This window comes from Pseudomonas sp. B20 (assembly GCF_020515755.1).
Lineage (GTDB): Bacteria > Pseudomonadota > Gammaproteobacteria > Pseudomonadales > Pseudomonadaceae > Aquipseudomonas > Aquipseudomonas syringae.
Window position 1 is genome coordinate 40,467 of the sequence record NZ_JAHPJG010000016.1, and the last position, 19,315, is coordinate 59,781.

Annotated in this window: 16 protein-coding genes and 4 tRNA genes; 15 read left to right on the top strand and 5 right to left on the bottom strand. The window is 58.2% G+C overall.

The window, feature by feature from the left end:
- The first annotated feature begins 19 nt into the window (after positions 1-19).
- The 7 genes from LIX91_RS16380 to thiO are packed head-to-tail and all read left to right on the top strand — an operon-like array spanning position 20 to position 6,941.
- The gene (locus tag LIX91_RS16380) at positions 20-493 is read left to right on the top strand and encodes a GspH/FimT family pseudopilin (protein WP_226488787.1); all 474 of its coding nucleotides are present in this window, start codon (positions 20-22) and stop codon (positions 491-493) included.
- Positions 493-1,008: a type IV pilus modification protein PilV gene (gene pilV, locus LIX91_RS16385; protein WP_103697192.1), complete on the top strand. Its 516-nt coding sequence runs from the start codon at positions 493-495 to the stop codon at positions 1,006-1,008. The genes LIX91_RS16380 and pilV overlap by 1 nt, the downstream gene beginning before the upstream one ends.
- Positions 1,005-1,712, top strand: a complete 708-nt coding sequence (locus LIX91_RS16390; RefSeq protein ID WP_046235438.1) for a PilW family protein — start codon at positions 1,005-1,007, stop codon at positions 1,710-1,712. Before pilV ends, LIX91_RS16390 begins: the two co-directional genes overlap by 4 nt.
- 11 nt (positions 1,713-1,723) lie before the next feature.
- The gene (locus LIX91_RS16395) at positions 1,724-2,215 is read left to right on the top strand and encodes a PilX N-terminal domain-containing pilus assembly protein (RefSeq protein WP_003414733.1); all 492 of its coding nucleotides are present in this window, start codon (positions 1,724-1,726) and stop codon (positions 2,213-2,215) included.
- On the top strand, positions 2,202-5,399 hold the full coding sequence (locus LIX91_RS16400) for a pilus assembly protein (protein WP_226488788.1): 3,198 nt from the start codon (positions 2,202-2,204) through the stop codon (positions 5,397-5,399). The genes LIX91_RS16395 and LIX91_RS16400 overlap by 14 nt, the downstream gene beginning before the upstream one ends.
- A gap of 11 nt (positions 5,400-5,410) precedes the next feature.
- Entirely contained in the window at positions 5,411-5,812 is a 402-nt protein-coding gene (locus tag LIX91_RS16405; protein WP_011266587.1) for a type IV pilin protein, read from the top strand.
- A 25-nt stretch (positions 5,813-5,837) separates the two neighbouring features.
- On the top strand, positions 5,838-6,941 hold the full coding sequence (gene thiO, locus LIX91_RS16410) for a glycine oxidase ThiO (RefSeq protein ID WP_100073415.1): 1,104 nt from the start codon (positions 5,838-5,840) through the stop codon (positions 6,939-6,941).
- Positions 6,942-7,067: 126 nt separating this feature from the next.
- On the opposite strand, the gene LIX91_RS16415 is transcribed toward thiO, so the two are convergent.
- From LIX91_RS16415 to LIX91_RS16430, 4 genes are all read right to left on the bottom strand, one after another.
- Positions 7,068-8,405 (bottom strand): sigma-54-dependent transcriptional regulator, encoded by a 1,338-nt coding sequence (locus tag LIX91_RS16415; protein WP_226488789.1) that lies wholly within the window; start codon positions 8,403-8,405, stop codon positions 7,068-7,070.
- A gap of 2 nt (positions 8,406-8,407) precedes the next feature.
- Complete coding sequence (locus LIX91_RS16420; RefSeq protein ID WP_226488790.1) at positions 8,408-10,000, bottom strand: sensor histidine kinase; 1,593 nt, start codon at positions 9,998-10,000, stop codon at positions 8,408-8,410.
- Positions 9,990-10,229: a PP0621 family protein gene (locus tag LIX91_RS16425; RefSeq protein WP_032607804.1), complete on the bottom strand. Its 240-nt coding sequence runs from the start codon at positions 10,227-10,229 to the stop codon at positions 9,990-9,992. Before LIX91_RS16425 ends, LIX91_RS16420 begins: the two co-directional genes overlap by 11 nt.
- Positions 10,230-10,348: 119 nt before the next feature.
- Entirely contained in the window at positions 10,349-11,371 is a 1,023-nt protein-coding gene (locus LIX91_RS16430; RefSeq protein WP_003371138.1) for an outer membrane protein assembly factor BamD, read from the bottom strand.
- Between the two features lie 149 nt (positions 11,372-11,520).
- Between LIX91_RS16430 and rluD the strand changes: the two genes are divergently transcribed.
- The 7 genes from rluD (at position 11,521) to LIX91_RS16465 (ending at position 16,674) form a co-directional block, all read left to right on the top strand.
- Positions 11,521-12,483 (top strand): 23S rRNA pseudouridine(1911/1915/1917) synthase RluD, encoded by a 963-nt coding sequence (gene rluD / locus LIX91_RS16435; RefSeq protein WP_002551999.1) that lies wholly within the window; start codon positions 11,521-11,523, stop codon positions 12,481-12,483.
- Positions 12,480-13,208, top strand: coding sequence for a peptidoglycan editing factor PgeF (pgeF, locus tag LIX91_RS16440; protein ID WP_226488791.1), 729 nt, complete (start codon positions 12,480-12,482; stop codon positions 13,206-13,208). The genes rluD and pgeF overlap by 4 nt, the downstream gene beginning before the upstream one ends.
- Positions 13,209-13,379: 171 nt before the next feature.
- Complete coding sequence (clpB, locus tag LIX91_RS16445; protein WP_054992674.1) at positions 13,380-15,944, top strand: ATP-dependent chaperone ClpB; 2,565 nt, start codon at positions 13,380-13,382, stop codon at positions 15,942-15,944.
- Between the two features lie 293 nt (positions 15,945-16,237).
- Positions 16,238-16,313: transfer RNA gene (locus LIX91_RS16450), tRNA-Asn, on the top strand.
- 29 nt (positions 16,314-16,342) lie between these two features.
- A tRNA-Pro gene (locus LIX91_RS16455) sits at positions 16,343-16,419 on the top strand.
- A 5-nt stretch (positions 16,420-16,424) separates the two neighbouring features.
- Positions 16,425-16,500 (top strand) — tRNA-Lys (locus LIX91_RS16460).
- 97 nt (positions 16,501-16,597) lie between these two features.
- A tRNA-Pro gene (locus tag LIX91_RS16465) sits at positions 16,598-16,674 on the top strand.
- A gap of 271 nt (positions 16,675-16,945) precedes the next feature.
- Here the strand turns inward: LIX91_RS16465 and LIX91_RS16470 are convergent.
- Positions 16,946-17,845 (bottom strand): DMT family transporter, encoded by a 900-nt coding sequence (locus tag LIX91_RS16470; protein WP_226488792.1) that lies wholly within the window; start codon positions 17,843-17,845, stop codon positions 16,946-16,948.
- A gap of 644 nt (positions 17,846-18,489) precedes the next feature.
- Between LIX91_RS16470 and trpC the strand changes: the two genes are divergently transcribed.
- Positions 18,490-19,290 carry an indole-3-glycerol phosphate synthase TrpC gene (trpC, locus tag LIX91_RS16475; RefSeq protein WP_226488793.1) on the top strand — a complete coding sequence of 267 codons (801 nt, stop codon included), beginning with the start codon at positions 18,490-18,492 and terminating at the stop codon, positions 19,288-19,290.
- Positions 19,291-19,315 lie beyond the last annotated feature (25 nt).

The window sequence follows — 19,315 nt, forward strand, 5'->3', positions numbered from 1 at the left end:
AACGTCTAGGAGACACTCAATGCGTCATATAGCCAAGGGATTCAGCCTCATCGAATTGTTAGTCACTGTGTCCCTGGTGGGCATCCTGGCGGCTATCGCTATCCCGAATTTCACCAGCTCCATCCAGAGCAACAAGGCCGATACCGAACTCAGCGATTTGCAGCGGGCGCTCAACTATGCGCGACTCGAGGCGATAAACAGGGGAGTGGCGGTGCGTATAGCGCCGATCAGCGGGACGGCATGGACCAACGAATTGCAGGTGTATCTGGTTTCCGATACTCAGACGACGCCCACTGCGCTCCGGAAAGTAGCGGCCATGAGCAGCGGCGCCACGCTGGTGGCCGATAACAATGCCACGGCAATTGATTTCAACAACCTGGGCGCGCTCATCGCCCCGGCTGCGGCGGTGACCATGACCTACACCCGAGGCACCATTAGCAAAACCATAAAGGTCTGTCTGACCGGCCGGATCACCCTGGGTGGAGGCTGCTGATGGCCGGTGAAACCCGACATCGCCAGATCGGTATGACTCTGATCGAGGTGCTGGTCTCGGTATTGATTCTGGCCATCGGCCTGCTGGGCGCGGCGGCCATTCAGCTCAACGCGCTCAAGTACACCGACAGCGCGACCATGAGCAGTCAGGCCAGCTTCATTGCTTACGACATGATGGATCGTATCCGCGCCAATGTTGATGGTAATGCCAGTGCCAATGGGTCGACCAACGTGCTGGCGACTTATGCGTTGGCGAATCTGGATGCAGCGCCAGCGGCCAATCCGAACGATGCCAGAGCGCAGGATCTGTCTGATTTCAGAAGCAACATCATCAACTTTGCAGGCTCGAGCGGTACCGGCAGCATTGATATCACCGGGGCTCCGGAGGTGACCATTAACATCGGCTGGAGCGACACAAGGGCTGCGGGATCGAGCAATCAGGCAACCGGAAACACGACCGGCAGCCCGACCAACCGGAGTTTTACGCTGACCTCGCGGATCGGGGTCAACCCATGAGAAAGCTTTCCAGAGGCTTCGGCCTGGTCGAAATCATGGTGGCGCTGGTCCTGGGGCTGGTGGTCAGCCTGGGTATCGTGCAGATATTCACGGCTGCCAGAGGCACCTACCAGAGCCAGAATGCCGCAGCGCGGATGCAGGAGGATGCGCGTTTCCTGCTGAGCAAACTGATTCAGGAAATCAGGATGACCGGCATGTATGGCTGCCTGAGCTTCAAAAACTACACGCCTGTATCTCCTGCTATCCCGTGGCCGATCGCACTGGATACTCCAATTCTCTGGGATAATCCGAGCAGGACGCTGACGCTGGTGACTGCCGACGTAGGGACCACAGGCAGTACGCCCACCTGGACCATCGTTTCAGACTGTCAGTCCAAGACGCAGCTTTACGCCAGTACTCGTGCGCCGGCTACGGGGGAGACGGCCTTTCCGTTGCGGCAGTTGGTCTACACGCTCAGCGGAACAGACTTGACCATAAAATATGGCACGGACGGCACTCCGCAGCCGCTGTTGCAGAACGTCGCGGACTTCAGTGTTTCTTTCGGCATGACGGGTAACCCGATGTCCTATACCACGGCTGTTACCAAGGCCAACGCTGACGCTGTGCGCAGTGTGCGTATCAGCCTGACGCTGCAGGATGGACAGAACGGCATCGTCAAGTCTCAGCAGTACAACGTTGTTGCTTATCTGCGTAACCGCTTTTGAACGGGCCAGGCATGAACAAGATCGTGCGATTCAATTCGATACCGACCTTCCCAGCGCGACAGCGCGGCATGGTGTTGCTGGTCAGTCTGGTATTTCTGCTGCTGCTGACGCTGCTGGGCATTTCTTCCATGCAGAACGCCACGCTGCAGGAAAAGATGGCGGGCAGTGTCACCCTGCGCAATCAATCCTTCCAGAAGGCCGAAGCGGCATTAAGGCTGGGTGAGTCTTCAATCAAGGTGGCCGGATACACGTTGGCCAAGTGTACAAACTGCGCCCCACCCGCTGAATCAGCCACGCTGACCGTCGCGGGAGTGGGTGCGTCCGGGGTGAGCTGGCTGGCAGCAGGTGGTGGTTTCTACGGTATACAGAATCTGGGGACCACTGCGACACCTGTGAATCGGCCACCGATCTGTACCGGAACAGTAACGCTCTATCGCGTGACATCAGTCGCTATTCAAGGTACGTCGCGCACGGTGCTGGAGAGTATTTATGCCAATTGCTGAGAAACTCCGTCGCAGCCTGCAGTATCTCTGCGGTGCGCTTTTGGCTTTTTATGCCCTTACGCCCGTGTATGCGTTTACGCCAGCACAAGTACCGTTGCTCAGTGCGTCGGCCGTGCCGCCTAACCTGATGCTGCTGGTGGATAACTCCGGGAGTATGTACAACATCATCTGGGCCGCCGGCTTTGATCCGACGGTGACCAATCGTCCGTCGATTATCTATGCGCAGCCAGGGTCATGCGGTTTTCTTAACTGCAGAGGCGTTTCCATTCAGGCCGACGATACGCTTTCGCTGGACTCTGCCGGGCCCTACACGTGCAGAAGCGATTACACCTACGTTGCGCGTGACAACGTGGGTTACTGCCTGAAGTTGCCCGATCCGGCCGGTAACGAGAGCACCACTCGCTACACTGCAGATTACCTTTCTTATCTGGTTGACCTGACGCGGGCCGCCAACACTACTACCAAAGACTTCACCGTCAACAACATCATTCCCAACGATTACCGTATCAACGTCGCGCGCAACGTTTCATTGAAGCTGGTTGAAAACAACAAATCCCTGAGAATCGGTCTGGCCGGGTTCAACCCGCCGACCAACACTGATCCCGGGCGTGGAGGGAAGATTTCCAGACCTGTTGCAGACCTGTCCCCTGTCGCCAGTAACCCTTACAACAACGGCGGTGTCAGCCAGGCTGATGCAAACGATAATGTCACTGCCCTCAATGCGGCCATCAATGCACTGCGAGGCGACTCCAATACGCCGTTGGCCGAAACGTACTATGAGATAACCCGCTACTTTCGAGGCATGACCCCGTATTACGGTTATAGCGGGGCACCGACAACCTACACCAGCCCTATACAGTACCGGTGCCAGAAAAACTTTGGCGTGGTGATCACTGACGGCTTGCCGACATACGATCGGACGTTCCCGAGCAACGATCCGGAGGATGTACTCAATACCTCCCGCTCACTGCCCAATTGGGACTTGAATGCGGCCAATGACGGGGCCAATCTTAATGGTGATGGTGAGGGCGATACGCTTTATCTGGACGACCTCGCCAAGTTTGCCTATGACATCGACATGCGAAGAGCGAGCAGTACACCTGCCACTGACCTGACCAAGAAAAGTTGGGACACCGACGGCTTCTCTCAACAGAACATGACTACCTACACCATTGGTTTCACCGCCGCCAACCAGATGCTGATAGACGCTGCCGACAATAATCACGGGCACGGCAAGTATTTCCAGACCAATGACAGTGCCGGTTTGAACAACGCCTTGAACCTCGCATTGAGCGATATCTATGCCAAGGCCGGTTCGGGCGGTGGTGGCGTGGCAAACTCGTCCACCCTTCAGGCGGGCAGCCGCTTCTATCAGACGCTTTATGACCCGACGGACTGGCATGGCACGATCAAGGCTTACAATCTGGACGCTACGACAGGAGCGCTGAGCGCCCCTGTCTGGACCACTGATACCACGATCACCAGCAGCACCAAGGCGCCTGTTTTCGAGTCATGGAGCACAGCGGCGACACCGACGAAAATCACCCTGGATTTTCTGAATTTTACGCAGGCGCAACGTGATGCCTTTACCGCTACGCTGCCGACCGGAGTGACCGGCGCGGAGGTTATTGCCTGGGCCAAAGGCACGGCCAATGCCAAGCTTCGTACTCGTGCCACACTCTTGGGCGATATCGTCAATTCATCATTGGGGGCCGGGCTGCCGACAGAGAAGACGGCGTCTGATTTGCTCGGCGACACCACTTACACGACGTACCTTTCTGCCAAGTCCAGCAACATGAGTTCCAGTCTGCTGGCCAACGCCAACGATGGCTTCTTCAACGTGATCGACGCCAGCTCCGGTGCGCGTAAATACGCGTATATGCCGTCTACGTCTCTGAGTTCATTGGCGACCATTTCATCCTCTTCCTACGGTTCCGGCGTTCACCGTTTTACGGTGGATGGTCAGATTGCAGTCTTCGATACGCAGGCATCAGCAGGGAGTGTATGGCGCACGGTGGCGTATTCCGGGCTGGGCGCTGGCGGCAAGGCTTTTTTTGCGATCAAGCTTTTCGAAGGTTCGGCAGACAGCATCGGGGCATTGTGGGAGGTCAAGGCTCCCGACACTTCAGACACCAACAACAAGTTCAACAACCTTGGATACACCTACTCCAAGCCGGATGTAGCACGTATGGCCGATGGCACCGGGATCGTTGTCGTTGGCAACGGTTATGGCAGCTTTACCGGGAGGGCGTCCCTGTATGTACTCAACGCCAACACCGGACAGTTCATTGCCGAAATTCCGACTCCGGTCATTGGCAGCGAAACGGATAACGGGTTGTCTTCGGTGAAACTTCGGGTCAATTCGCAGAATGTCGTTCAAGCAGCCTATGCGGGCGATCTCAAGGGCCGCCTATGGAAGTTCGACATGAGCGGGGCCGCAGCATCCAGCTGGAAAGTCGCTTTCAATGGCTCACCCTTGTTCACTGCACCTCAAGGGGCCAGTCAGTCGATTACCGTTCAGCCCTTGTTGCTGGACCATCCACTCAACGGCAAGATCGTGTATTTCGGCACCGGGAAATTCAGCGAAACCGCGGACAAGCAGACCAGCTCGTTGCAGGATTTCTATGCCATCTGGGATAGCGACAACGGTTCAGGCAACATCGTTGAGGCCAATCTGCAGCCTCAGGCCATTAACGGGACGGTAGTCGGAAGTGGCAATACGTATTACACCACGACTTCCAATGATGTGGATTGGGGCACCAAGAAAGGCTGGTACCTGCCGTTGGCAACCACGGCCCCTTATGTCGGCGAGCGGATTATCTATCCGGCACAAACCTCTCGCGGTCGTATCATCTTCACCACGGCAGCCGTCAACTCTACCGACCCCTGCGAAAGCACCGGGACCGGGCGCTTGTTCGAGCTGAACGCCGCGACTGGCAGCATGCTTAATTACCAGGTACTGGACACCAATAATGACGGCGATATCAACTCTTCGGATTTGATCATTGGCGGTCTCGGTATCGGTACTGGTATCCCGGTAGTGGCTTCTATCGTTGCCGGTACCAATGGGGCCAACGATAACAAGTACGTGATTGACTCCAGCGGCGGCACGCCCACCAAGCTTAATGAGAAGGGCGGCAGTGCGAACGTCTTCCAACGCATCATGTGGCGACAAATCCAATAGGGAAACTAGACATGCGAGCGACATCCAGGGGCTTTACGTTGATCGAACTCATGATCGTCGTGGCTATTGTCGGTATTCTGGCGGCCATCGCGTACCCCAGCTACACCGAATACGTGAAGCGTACCCAGCGGTCGGCGATTGCCAGCCTGCTGTCCGAGCAAACCCAGGCGCTGGAGCGGTTTTATTCGCAGAAGGGAAATTACTCGGATTACAAAGGCGTATCTGGTGGCAATACGTACTACAAGATAACGCCGACCCTCACTGCCACCGACTTCACCCTGACCGCTGACCCTATCGGAGGCACGCTGATGGCTGGCGACAAGTGTGGCAGTTTCGTGATCACTAACACCGGGGCGCGTACCAACACTGGCGCAACCAGCGGTGTCACTGTCAAAGACTGCTGGGGCCGCTAAACCGTTTCCTTGTCACGAGACCAAGATGTCCAAGCAGAAAGTAGTCATCGTAGGCGGTGGCGTCATAGGTCTGTTGACCGCCTTCAATCTGGCGTCCGAGCAGGTCAGCGTGGTGCTGCTGGATCGTTCGGGCGTTGGCCAGGAGTCTTCCTGGGCGGGCGGCGGGATTGTCTCGCCGCTTTACCCGTGGCGCTACAGCACTGCGGTCACCGCGCTGGCGCATTGGTCGCAGGACTTCTACCCGCACCTCGCCGAGCGTTTGCTCGCACAGACCGGTATCGACCCCGAAGTGCACAAGACCGGCCTGTACTGGCTCGATCTTGATGACGAGCAGTCTGCGCTTGAATGGGCGGTCCGTGAAAAACGCTCGTTGAACCGCGTGGATATCTCGGCGGTAAATGATGCCGTGCCGGTGCTGGGTGAGGGCTATTCGCGGGCGATCTACATGGCCGATGTGGCCAATGTACGTAATCCCCGCCTGGTCAAATCGCTCAAGGCGGCCTTGCTCGCAATGCCCAATGTCGAGATTCGCGAGCAGTGTGAAGTCAGCGGCTTTACCCGTGAAGGCAGCAGGATTTCGGGTGTGCAGACACCAGCAGGGGATATCACCGGTGATCGGGTGATTCTGGCGGCGGGTGCGTGGAGCGGCGAGTTGCTCAAGACCCTGGGTCTGGAGCTGCCGGTCGAGCCGGTAAAGGGCCAGATGATTCTCTACAAGTGTGCATCGGACTTTCTGTCGAGCATGGTGCTGGCGAAAGGGCGCTACGCGATCCCGCGTCGTGACGGGCATATCCTGATCGGCAGTACTCTTGAGCACGAAGGTTTCGACAAAACCACCACGCAGGCCGCATTGGAAAGTTTGAAGGCGTCGGCCGTCGAATTGCTTCCGCCATTGGCCCATGCCGAGCCGGTCGCCCAATGGGCAGGCCTGCGCCCTGGCTCGCCTGAGGGCATCCCGTTCATCGGACCGCTGGACGGTTTTGACGGCCTGTGGCTCAACTGCGGGCATTACCGCAACGGCCTGGTGCTGGCTCCGGCGTCCTGCCAGTTGATCACTGACCTGCTGCTGGAGCGCGAGCCGATCATCGATCCGGCACCCTACGCGCCGACTGGTCGCCTCGCAGGCTAGTCATCCTGTCGGTCACGCGGAGCGTGGGGCGCGACGATGTTCTCGCGCGCACCTATCGTTCCGCACGCTCTAGTGGAATGCCTTTCGTGACGCTATGCGTCGCACGGTTTTTGCCGCGCAACGCATTCAATCCAGGCCCAGCTTCTTCAGGCGATAGCGCAGTGACCTGAACGACAAACTGAGCCTTTCTGCCGCCGCAGTGCGGTTCCAGCGGGTTTCTTCCAGTGCCTGCAGGATGAGCTGGCGTTCGATGCTTTCCAGGTAGTCTTCAAGGTTGTCGATGTCGGCCAGGCTCGGGCCATCGCCCTCCTGAGGGCTGGCGGACTCGGTCAGGCGCAGGTCGCTGGCGTGGATTTCGTCGTTCTCGCACAGCGTGTAAGCGCGCTCCAGCATGTTTTCCAGTTCGCGCACGTTACCGGGGAAGCGGTAGCTCTTCAGCGTTTCCAGCGCCTGAGCGTTCAGGCGCGCGACGGGTTGTGCGCCGTTCCCGGCAAGGCGCTTGAGCACGCTGGCTGCCAGTTGGTCGATATCCTCACGCCGCTCGCGCAACGGGGGCACGCGCACTTCGATCACGTTCAATCGGTAATACAGATCCTGACGGAACCGACCGGCCGCGACCTCCGCATTCAGGTTCTTGTGGGTGGCGCATAGAATGCGCACGTCGACGATCTGCTCTTGCTGGCCGCCGACGCTGCGAATGGATTTTTCCTGGATGGCGCGCAGCAGTTTGACCTGCATGGCCAGCGGCAGGTCGGCGACTTCATCGAGAAACAGCGTCCCGGTGTGCGCCGCCTGAAACAGACCGGGCTTGTCTTCGTGGGCACCGCTGAAACTGCCTTTGCGATGGCCGAAGAATTCGCTCTCCATCAGTTCGGAAGGGATGGCACCGCAATTCACCGGTATGAAAGGTTTATCGATGCGTGGGCCCTGCTCGTGGATCAGCCTCGCTACAAGCTCCTTGCCGCTGCCTGACTCGCCGCTGATGTAGATCGGCGCCTGGCTGCGGGCCAGCTTGCCGATCTGATTGCGCAAGGTACGCATTGCCAGCGAGTCGCCCAGCAGGCGGTTGTCGATGCTGCGCGTGGGTGGTGCGCCGGGCAGGCTCAGCGCGCTATTGACCAGCTCGCGCAACCTGCCGAGGTCGACCGGCTTGGTCACAAAGTCGAAAGCCCCGGCCTTCAGCGCGTTGATCGCGGTATCCACATTGCCGTGGGCAGTGATCATCGCCACCGGCACGTGGGGGTAGCCGTGCTGTATGTGTTGCACCAGCTCAAGGCCATTACCATCAGGCAGACGCATGTCGGTCAGGCACATGTCGAACGGCTCGCGGGCCAGCCAGTCGTGGGCTTCGGCAACGTTGCGGGCGCTGCGCGTGTCGAGTTTCATGCGCCCCAGCGTGATCTCCAGGAGTTCGCGAATATCCGGCTCATCATCGACTATCAGGATTTTTTGCCGTTGGCTCATGCTCAGCTCGTCTTGAACGGGTGGGCGAAGGTAATGCGCAGGCAACTGCCACCCGTGGGGCGGGGCGCATATTCCAGGTGCGCCTGATTGCTTTCGCACAGTTCACGTGACAGATATAGACCAAGGCCGGTGCCTTTGCTCTCTGTGGTGAAAAACGGTTCGAACATCTTGCTCAGGTGTTGCTCGCTGACCCCCGGCCCGTCGTCCAGCACTTCCAGCGTAGGCAAATCGCTTCTCGGTTCATTGTGCAGTTTCAGCCAGACCTGCGCTGACGGATGATTTTTGCCGCTGTAGCGCAGGCCGTTCTGCAACAGGTTGGTCATGATTTGCGTCAGCTGTCCAGAATCCATGCGGGTTGTCAGCGTGCCGGGGCTTATGTCGACATGAATCAACTGATTGGGCGCTGCAGAACTGCGAAATTCAGCGACAAAGTGTTCCAGCCAGGTTTTCAGATCGAGCAGTTCGGGTTGCGCTTCGCGTCTGCGCGACAATTGCAGGACATTTTCGATGACCCGATCAATGCGTCCCGACTGCTCGTGAATGATCTGCCCCAGGCGTCGATCCGCTGCACTGAGCTCTTCCGATTCATTAAGCAGTTGAGCCGCATGACTGACGGCGCCCAGCGGGTTGCGTATTTCGTGGGCAATCCCGGCGGTCAGGCGTCCCAGTGCGGCGAGCTTGAGCTGCTGCGCCTGATGGGCGATCTGCGACAGGTCTTCGAGAAAAACCAGCGTCTGACGCTGATCGCCACGGTTGAGCGTGGCAAAACTCGGTTGCAGCACCAGCCCGACGGGGGCGGTGGTGATGCTGCGCGGCACCATGATTGGATTGACGAGCCACTGGCGCAGGCGTTCAACCAGTTGCGGCGAGCAGGTGTCGATGATCTGGCCGACCAGTTGCTCCTGACCCAGCAGGTGCAAGGCACCCTGATTGGCCAGCAGCACCTGGTGATTGGCATCCAGCACCAGAATGCCGGTACGCATGCGTTGCAGAATGAGTGCGTTGAGTGCTTCGAGGCTGTCGACATCCGCCGCGCGCTGTTCGGCCAGTACCTCGCTGACCTGCATGCGCGCTGTCAGCGCCTGCACCAGCAGGGCGGCGGCGAAGCACAAGGCGCCCAGCGAGCCAGCCTGCACGTAGTCGTTGGAAACCGAGGGTGTGCCGAAGCTGATGTAGAACGTCAGGTAGATGATGCCGATGGCCGAAACCGCAGCGATCAACAAGCCGATACGGCCGCGCAGCAAAACGTTGCTGATCGCTACCGAGGCAATCAACAGGTTGCCGATACCGCTGGAAGGCCCGCCGGCTGCGTAGAACAGCGCGGAGAGCATGATCGCGTCGGTCATCGCCAGGCCGAAAAACTGTGCCTGACGGCTGGGGCGTTCCAGCAGCACGACGACCAGAATGTTGAACACCAGATACAGCCAGCAGCCCGAGCGGAACAGGTTCGGGTTGGCCAGTTGCAGCAGCTCGGTTTCCAGGCTGCTGGAAATCAACAGGACCAGTACGACGCCGATGGTCAGTCGATAGAGGTGGTACAGCCGCAGAATCCGCTGTGCCTGCGGGCTGACAAGGGACGGTGAGTCAGCGGTCACGTGCCGCGGGGCCTTGCAGCCGGTGTGCCTCGCTGCAATACCATTGCTGTGCCTGGCTCAGCGCACGATCCTGCGGCAGATGAACGCCACATTGCGCGCATCGCACCATGGGTGTCGACGCCAGTTCAGGCGGCTCGGCGCGGGATTTGGGCTTGGGGGGATTGATCAGACGCTTGACGAACCAGACCACCGCCGCGATCAACGCGACCCACATAAGTAAGCGAATCATGACTACCAGCTTAGTGATTGACGATGGCGCAGTGTAGCCAAGCCGCGAGCGGGCGCACAGTGGCAAAATTGATGCACAAAAAAAGAGGCCCGAAGGCCTCTTTTTTCATGCGCTCAGGATCAGTCGAACAGACCCAGGGTCATGTAGCTGAACCACGAACGGCTCTTGGTGCCTTTCGCTTCGGCGTCTTTTTCCGCCTGTTCGTCCAGCTCGGCCTGATTCTCCGGCAGCAGTTCTTTCGGAATGGAATCCTTGGCGTCCTGGTACTGCTTCTTCATGTCCTGATCGGCGCGGGTCTGGCCCGGTGGCAGCGGTGCGCTACCGTCGATCAGGCCAAGGGTCGCTTTCGACAGCCATGAGCGGTTATCGGCCTCGGCTTCACGCGGGGTGAATTTGCCGTCAGCCAGTTGCGGGTGGTTCGGGTAGTTGGTCTTCAGCACTTCCAGGCTGGTGGCAGCCAGGTCGTCAAGGTGCAGACGCTGATAAGACTCGACCATCACCGCCAGACCGTCGCCGACCGAAGGCGTCTCCTGGAAGTTTTCCACTACGTAGCGGCCGCGGTTGGCGGCGGCGACGTAGGCCTGACGGGTCAGGTAGTAGTCGGCTACGTGGATTTCGTAGGACGCCAGCAGGTTGCGCAGGTAAATCATGCGCTGCTTGGCGTCAGGCGCATAGCGACTGTTCGGAAAGCGGCTGGTCAGCTGGGCGAACTCGTTGAACGAGTCGCGGGCAGCACCCGGGTCACGCTTGGTCTGGTCCAGCGGCAGGAAGCGCGCCAGAAGGCCCACGTCCTGGTCGAAGGAGGTCAGACCCTTCATGTAGTACGCGTAGTCGACGTTGGGGTGCTGCGGATGCAGGCGGATGAAACGCTCGGCAGCGGATTTGGCTGCTTCGGGTTCACCATTTTTGTAGTTCGAGTAGATCAACTCGAGCTGAGCCTGATCGGCGTAGCGACCGAACGGATAGCGAGATTCCAGCGCCTTGAGCTTCTCAGTGGCACTGTTATAGCTGTTATTTCCCAGGTCGGCCTGCGCCTGCTGGTACAGCTCGACTTCGCTGAGGTTTTCGTCGATGACTTCCTTCGACGAACAGGCCGCAGTCAATGCGAGGATGGCGATCAGCAGCAGGTGTTTCACTTGCATGGCGGCTTGCGTCCCTATAACGGCCTGCTGTCTTGGGCGGGGCCGTCCTGTTATGATGAGCGCCCCGCGATACCGGCGGGACAAAAGACGCCGTATTTAACCACAAGCGCGCTGCCGAAACCAAAGGCTAGCCGCCACCTAGTCTGGTCATGTCCGAAAATATAGAACTTCGCGCAGAGGTGCCGTCCGAATTGGGCGGTCAACGCCTCGATCAAGTCGCCGCACAATTATTCGCTGAGCACTCGCGCTCGCGCCTTTCCGCCTGGATCAAGGACGGCCGCCTGACTGTGGACGGAGGCGTTCTGCGCCCTCGCGACATCGTGCACGGTGGCGCTGTTCTCGAGCTGATTGCCGAGCAGGAGGCCCAGGGTGAATGGGTCGCTCAGGACATCGAGCTCGACATCATCTATGAAGACGACCAGATCCTCGTCATCAACAAGCCCGCCGGGCTGGTGGTGCATCCGGCTGCCGGTCATGCCGATGGCACGCTGCTCAACGCCTTGCTGCACCACGTGCCGGACATCATCAATGTTCCGCGTGCCGGCATCGTGCACCGTCTGGACAAGGACACCACCGGTCTGATGGTGGTCGCCAAGACCATTCAGGCGCAGACACAGCTGGTTACCCAGTTGCAGAGTCGCAGCGTCAGTCGTATCTACGAGTGCATCGTGATCGGCGTGGTGACCGCCGGCGGCAAGATCGACGCACCGATCGGCCGTCACGGCCAGCAGCGCCAGCGCATGGCGGTAATGGAAGGCGGCAAGCAGGCGGTCAGTCATTACCGCGTGCTGGAGCGCTTCCGCTCGCATACCCATGTACGGGTCAAGCTGGAAACAGGGCGTACTCACCAGATTCGCGTGCACATGGCGCACATCAACTATCCGTTGGTCGGCGACCCGGCCTATGGCGGTCGTTTCCGTATTCCGCCAGCGGCCAGCCTGACCATGGTCGATTCGCTCAAGACCTTCCCGCGGCAGGCGTTGCATGCCCGCTTCCTGGAGCTGGATCATCCGACCACCGGTAAGCGCATGAGCTGGGAATCGCCGTTGCCGGACGATTTCGTCTGGTTGCTGTCCTTGCTCAAGCAGGATCGCGAGGCGTTCATCGGGTGAATGACTGGCTGATACCTGACTGGCCTGCGCCAGCACAGATCAAGTCCTGCGTTACCACTCGCTCGGGTGGGGTCAGCCTGGCCCCATTCGACAGCTTTAATCTGGGCGATCACGTCGATGACAGCCCGCAGGCCGTGGCGACCAATCGCCAGCGCCTGACCTCCAGTCTCATGGCTCAGCCCGCCTGGTTGAAGCAGGTGCACGGTGTAGACGTCGTACCTGCCGATCCATCCCGCGTCGTTGAAGCCGATGCCAGCTGGACGAGCACGCCTGGCGTGGCCTGCACCATCATGACCGCCGATTGCCTGCCCGCGCTGTTCTGCCGTCGTGACGGCTCGCGGGTAGCAGCAGCGCACGCTGGCTGGCGTGGACTGGCGGCCGGGGTGCTGGAAGCGACGGCCAACAGCCTGCAAAGTGCTCCCGAAGACATCATGGTCTGGCTGGGACCGTCTATCGGTCAGCCGTCGTTCGAAGTGGGTCCCGAGGTGCGCGAGGCCTTTACCGCAAGCCACCCGCAGACAGCCGCTGCGTTTGTCGCCAGTTCGAATCCTGATCGTTTCATGGCCGACATCTACGCGCTCGCCCGGTTGCGACTGGCAGCCCAAGGTATTCGCGCCGTTTACGGCGGCGGGCTGGATACCTTCACCGATCCGCGCTTCTTTTCCTACCGCCGCGCCGCGAGTACTGGCCGTTTCGCCTCGCTGATCTGGATCGAACACGCCTGATTGCCGGGCTGTTTTGCACAAGCCAGCTAGGCTTGCCTGAGCACTCGTCTGATCTGTATCAACCCCGGCCCGCTTGAAACGCGCAGAATCGTCCGCATCTAACTGGCTATTCAGCAGGTTTTCTTTATAGGTGTGTTCATTGCTCCGGCCTGCATTAAAGGAAGGTGACAAATGCGTATCGACAGATTGACCAGTAAATTACAGTTAGCGTTATCCGATTCCCAGTCGCTGGCCGTTGGCCTCGACCATCCCGCCATCGAACCTGCGCACTTGATGCAGGCGCTGCTTGAGCAGCAGGGCGGTTCCATCAAGCCTCTGCTGTTGCAGGTAGGCTTCGACATCAACAGCCTGCGCAAGGAACTGAGTGCAGAGCTGGACCGCCTGCCAAAAATCCAGAACCCGACCGGCGACGTCAACATGTCGCAGGATCTGGCGCGCCTGCTCAACCAGGCCGATCGTCTGGCGCAGCAGAAAGGCGACCAGTTCATTTCCAGCGAGCTGGTGCTGCTCGCGGCAATGGACGAGAACAGCAAGCTCGGCAAGTTGTTGCTGGGGCAGGGCGTCAGCAAGAAGGCCCTGGAAAATGCCATCAATAACCTGCGCGGCGAAGGTGCCGTGAATGACCCGAACGTCGAAGAGTCGCGTCAGGCGCTGGACAAGTACACCGTCGACCTGACCAAGCGTGCGGAAGAGGGCAAGCTCGACCCTGTGATCGGACGTGATGACGAGATTCGTCGCACCATTCAGGTCCTGCAGCGCCGCACCAAGAACAACCCGGTGCTGATCGGCGAACCTGGCGTGGGCAAGACCGCCATTGCCGAGGGCCTGGCGCAGCGCATCATCAATGGCGAAGTACCCGATGGCCTGCGCGGCAAGCGCTTGCTGTCGCTGGACATGGGTTCACTGATTGCCGGTGCCAAGTACCGTGGCGAGTTCGAAGAGCGCCTGAAATCGCTGCTCAACGAACTGTCCAAGCAGGAAGGCCAGATCATCCTGTTCATCGACGAGCTGCACACCATGGTCGGCGCCGGCAAGGGCGAAGGCTCGATGGACGCTGGCAACATGCTCAAACCTGCACTGGCGCGCGGCGAGCTGCATTGTGTCGGCGCGACCACGCTCAACGAGTACCGCCAATACATAGAGAAGGATGCGGCGCTTGAGCGTCGATTCCAGAAGGTCCTGGTCGACGAGCCAAGCGAAGAAGACACCATCGCGATCCTGCGTGGCCTGAAAGAGCGCTACGAAGTGCACCACAAGGTGGCCATTACCGACGGCGCGATCATCGCGGCGGCCAAGCTGAGCCATCGCTATATCACCGACCGCCAGTTGCCGGACAAAGCCATCGACCTGATCGACGAAGCGGCCAGCCGTATTCGCATGGAGATCGATTCCAAACCTGAAGTGCTCGACCGCCTTGAACGTCGCCTGATCCAGCTGAAAGTAGAAGCTCAGGCCCTCAAGAAGGAAAAGGACGAGGCGGCGATCAAGCGCCTGGAAAAACTTCAGGGTGAAATCGAGCGTCTTGAGCTTGAGTACGCGGACCTTGAAGAAATCTGGACTTCGGAAAAAGCCGAGGTCACCGGCTCGGCACAGATTCAGCAGAAAATCGAACAGTCTCGCCAGGAACTGGAAGCCGCGCGCCGCCGGGGCGATCTGAACCGCATGGCCGAGTTGCAGTACGGGATCATTCCGGACCTGGAACGCAGCCTGCAGATGGTCGACCAGCACGGCAAGCCGGAAAACCAGTTGCTGCGCAGCAAGGTGACCGAGGAAGAAATTGCCGAGGTCGTGTCGAAGTGGACCGGTATCCCGGTGTCGAAGATGCTCGAAGGCGAGCGCGAGAAGCTGTTGCGCATGGAAACCCTGCTGCACAACCGGGTGATCGGCCAGGAAGAAGCGGTGGTCGCGGTCTCCAATGCCGTGCGTCGTTCGCGTGCCGGGCTTTCCGACCCTAATCGTCCGAGCGGATCGTTCATGTTCCTCGGCCCGACCGGCGTGGGCAAGACCGAACTGTGCAAGGCGCTGGCCGAGTTCCTGTTCGACACCGAAGAGGCAATGGTGCGTATCGACATGTCCGAGTTCATGGAGAAACATTCTGTGGCTCGCCTGATCGGTGCGCCGCCAGGCTACGTCGGTTACGAAGAGGGCGGCTACCTGACCGAAGCCGTGCGTCGCAAACCGTATTCGCTGATTCTGCTCGACGAGGTCGAGAAGGCGCATTCCGATGTGTTCAACATCCTCTTGCAGGTGCTTGAAGATGGACGCCTGACTGACAGCCACGGGCGCACGGTGGACTTCCGTAATACCGTGATCGTCATGACTTCCAACCTCGGCTCGGCGCAGATCCAGGAACTGGTCGGTGATCGTGAGGCGCAGCGTGCTGCGGTGATGGATGCAGTCGGTACGCACTTCCGTCCGGAGTTCGTTAACCGGATCGACGAAGTGGTGATCTTCGAACCGCTGGCACGTGACCAGATCGCCGGTATCACCGACATTCAGCTGGGCCGCCTGCGCAAGCGTCTGGCCGAGCGCGAGCTGTCGATGACCCTGAGCCCCGAAGCGCTGGACAAGCTGATTGCCGTTGGTTACGACCCGGTCTATGGCGCACGGCCGTTGAAGCGGGCGATCCAGCGCTGGATCGAGAACCCGCTGGCGCAGATGATCCTCTCGGGCAGCTTCATGCCCGGCACGACCATCACCGGCAAGGTGGTCGACGACGAGATCACGTTTGTCTGATAGCGCTCGTCAACGCTCTATGGAAGGCCCTCGAACCGAGGGCCTTTTTTTGAGGCGTGGTCAGCAGTAGAATCAGGCCCGAGAGGCGATCTGAAAAAAAATCGCAAATCATTGTCTTAAAAAGCAATTTATAGGGTTGACAGGTGTTTTTAAAATTGTAGAATAGCGCGCCTCAGAGACGTGAACGCAACGATACAAACGAAGCGCAAAGGTCGATGAGATTGAAATCAACGAGTTAACAGCAAGCTGGTTTCAAGGCAACAGGTTGTAAAGTTGAATCTGAAATCGATAGTTCCGCGATAGCTCAGTTGGTAGAGCAAGTGACTGTTAATCACTGGGTCCCTGGTTCGAGTCCAGGTCGTGGAGCCAGATTTCGCAAGGTTCAATGCAGTTTCAGTCGGGGTATAGCGCAGTCCGGTAGCGCGCCTGCTTTGGGAGCAGGATGTCAGGAGTTCGAATCCCCTTACCCCGACCATATTTGGGTCGTTAGCTCAGTTGGTAGAGCAGTTGGCTTTTAACCAATTGGTCGTAGGTTCGAATCCCACACGACCCACCATTTTTGGTCAGTTTGTATCTGGCTGGATCTTAGGGAGTGACGCCACAAGCGTCACCCAAATAGAAAACGCCTCCTCGGAGGTGTTTTTTAGCATCATCGGGGTATAGCGCAGTCCGGTAGCGCGCCTGCTTTGGGAGCAGGATGTCAGGAGTTCGAATCCCCTTACCCCGACCATTTTCGCCCAGCTGTATCAGGGTTGAAGATCAGGACTCAAGAACAGTCGTTTTGAGTCCAACAGAAAAGGCGTCCTTCGGGACGCCTTTTTTGTTGGGTGCATTTTCAGGTGAGACCGTTTTGAGCAGCCGCCTGATGCGACTCTGGTACCAGCAAGCTGCGATGTAAAACCGGAGCGCCCCGTACCGAGCGAATGCTTGTGTACGGGGCCTCACGCATGACATCGGGTACTGGAATCAACGTGCCCGCAACTGAAAGGCCGCTGCCTGCCTTACTGACTGGCCCGCGTCGGCGCTTTTTGACCCAGGCGTATCAGTTCGTTGGAGAAACACAAACCAGCGATGATCAGGGCCGCTCCCAGATAAAGGCTTTCGCGTGGTACTTCATTGAGGGCTACAAATGCCAGCAGTGCCGCAAATAGCGGTTCGGTGAGTTCAAGCGCTTGCACCTGGGATGGCTTGAGGTACTCAATGGCCTTGGTCGTGCAGAAAAAGCCGAGGATGGTCGGCAGGGCGGCCAGCGCCAGCAGTGCTGCAATGGCCATTGATGACAGCTCGCCAATCACGAAACCATCGGCGGTGGCAGGCATCAGCAGGTACAGGCTGCCGAAGAAGAGCAGTTGACGAGTGAAATGCAGGCCTCCCGAAACGCCCATTTTTTTCATGGCAACTGAAAACGCTCCGTAGCCACAGCCTGCGATCGAGGCCAGCACTGCACCTTCCAGAGTGAAGCCCTGTTGCAAATCAGCGCCGAAGATCACTGCAATCCCTGAGATGGCAAGTGCGGCACCCACGGTTGCGTTTGCAGTGATGGCATCCTTCAGTAACAGGCGCCCCAGAATGATCGACGAGATTGAGGCACTGGCCATGAGTACGACGACGACACCCGCCGCAGCGTAATGCCGGTAGGCGGATGTTTCGAAATGGAACAGCACGAAAATGCCCAGGAACGCGCAGATCGCTGCCTGGCTCCATTTGGCGGCTGATGTCGGACGCTTGAGGAAAAGCAGCACGATCGAGAGCAGGATGCACCCCAGTATCGTTTTGATGACGGCAACGCTGCTGGAAGTGAAGCCATTGCTCATGAGTACCTTGCTGAGCACACCAATGGTTGCGTTCAGTGCGGCGGCGGAGAGCGCAAAGATAACGCCCTTGCTGAAATTGGATGGCATTGATGACGTTCCCTGTCGCTGGTTTGTCGTTTGAGAGGACTGAAGCGATTGCAGGTGGCCTGCAGATCCACGCTGGCCTTGGCAATCATCGTTAATGTTCGACGAGTTCGATGAACCAGGTCAAGGCCTGAAAAGTTGTCAAATACGGCAGCAACCCATAAAGCAGGTAATCCTTGACGCCTGACACGAGCGTCAAAAGCCGTGCGAGCAGACTTTGGCACACGGCCACTGAAAGCAGGTCCGCTTGCTGGGGCTGCGAATCAGCCGATTGACCCAGCAGATACTTCAGGCTTACCGGTACGCCGATCAGCAGAATTGCCAGTGGTCACAGCCAGTGCGTGGACTCACCCGGGTAAATCGCAAGGCTGCGCCGGAAAGTTGATATTGTTTCGCCATCTTAATCGTTCGGGTTCAGTTGTGATGTATGTTACAGAGACCGTATTCCCTGGGTTTACATCATAAGTGATCATGATATATTAATTCGATCGTGTGTCTAAAGGTGGATAAATTAAATTTAATTATTATTTCTCGATCAGTGAATGTACGCTCATTTAAATATTGCCAGAGGGCGATCATGAGCATGTGTCCGTCGAGACGTTACAGGGTTTAATTCAATAGACTGCCCGCTAATATGAGTGACTGCCATGAGTGATATTCTAAACAAAATAAAACATTATAAACTTCAAGAGATAGAAGCGGCGAAAGCGAACTTGCCACTAAGCCGCATCAAGCAGCGTGCCCTCGAACAGTCCAGCCCACGCGGTTTTTATAAAGCACTGAAAGCAAAAGAGCAGCAGGGCCTGATAGGCTTAATTGCAGAAATAAAGAAAGCCAGCCCATCAAAAGGCCTGATTCGCGAAGACTTCAACCCGCCCGAGCTGGCGAAGGCTTATGAAACCGGTGGCGCCGCCTGTTTATCCGTTCTGACCGACACGCCAAGCTTCCAGGGCTCGCCGCAGTTTCTCATCGATGCGCGAAATGCTTGCGCCCTTCCTGTGTTACGAAAAGACTTCATGTTCGATACGTATCAGGTGTATGAGGCACGTGCCTGGGGCGCGGACTGCATATTGTTGATCATGGCCTCATTGAGTGATGACCTGGCTGCCGAACTTGAAAGTACGGCCATGACGCTGGGGATGGACGTCCTGGTGGAAGTGCATGACGAACATGAAATGGAGCGTGCGCTCAAACTGTCTTCTCCGCTGCTCGGCGTCAATAATCGCAACCTGCATACCTTCGAAGTAGACCTCGGCACAAGCGAGCGACTGGCATCCATGGTGCCCGCAGGCAAACTGCTGGTCGGTGAAAGTGGCATCGGCAACCATGACGATTGCCTGCGACTCAAAAAATCCGGCATTACTACCTTTCTGGTCGGCGAAAGCCTGATGCGTAAAGAGGATGTTACTGCGGCGACAAGAGCACTGCTGACCGGCAGCGCTGACTGACACGTATTTAACGCCTGGCCCAGAG

Excerpts from the sequence above, each read along its gene's own strand:
- LIX91_RS16380 (WP_226488787.1), top strand. The coding sequence starts at position 20 with ATGCGTCATATAGCCAAGGGATTCAGCCTCATCGAATTGTTAGTCACT.
- pilV (WP_103697192.1), top strand. The coding sequence starts at position 493 with ATGGCCGGTGAAACCCGACATCGCCAGATCGGTATGACTCTGATCGAG.
- LIX91_RS16390 (WP_046235438.1), top strand. The coding sequence starts at position 1,005 with ATGAGAAAGCTTTCCAGAGGCTTCGGCCTGGTCGAAATCATGGTGGCG.
- LIX91_RS16395 (WP_003414733.1), top strand. The coding sequence starts at position 1,724 with ATGAACAAGATCGTGCGATTCAATTCGATACCGACCTTCCCAGCGCGA.
- LIX91_RS16400 (WP_226488788.1), top strand. The coding sequence starts at position 2,202 with ATGCCAATTGCTGAGAAACTCCGTCGCAGCCTGCAGTATCTCTGCGGT.
- LIX91_RS16405 (WP_011266587.1), top strand. The coding sequence starts at position 5,411 with ATGCGAGCGACATCCAGGGGCTTTACGTTGATCGAACTCATGATCGTC.
- thiO (WP_100073415.1), top strand. The coding sequence starts at position 5,838 with ATGTCCAAGCAGAAAGTAGTCATCGTAGGCGGTGGCGTCATAGGTCTG.
- LIX91_RS16415 (WP_226488789.1), bottom strand. The coding sequence starts at position 8,405 with ATGAGCCAACGGCAAAAAATCCTGATAGTCGATGATGAGCCGGATATT.
- LIX91_RS16425 (WP_032607804.1), bottom strand. The coding sequence starts at position 10,229 with ATGATTCGCTTACTTATGTGGGTCGCGTTGATCGCGGCGGTGGTCTGG.
- LIX91_RS16430 (WP_003371138.1), bottom strand. The coding sequence starts at position 11,371 with ATGCAAGTGAAACACCTGCTGCTGATCGCCATCCTCGCATTGACTGCG.
- rluD (WP_002551999.1), top strand. The coding sequence starts at position 11,521 with ATGTCCGAAAATATAGAACTTCGCGCAGAGGTGCCGTCCGAATTGGGC.
- clpB (WP_054992674.1), top strand. The coding sequence starts at position 13,380 with ATGCGTATCGACAGATTGACCAGTAAATTACAGTTAGCGTTATCCGAT.
- LIX91_RS16470 (WP_226488792.1), bottom strand. The coding sequence starts at position 17,845 with ATGCCATCCAATTTCAGCAAGGGCGTTATCTTTGCGCTCTCCGCCGCC.
- trpC (WP_226488793.1), top strand. The coding sequence starts at position 18,490 with ATGAGTGATATTCTAAACAAAATAAAACATTATAAACTTCAAGAGATA.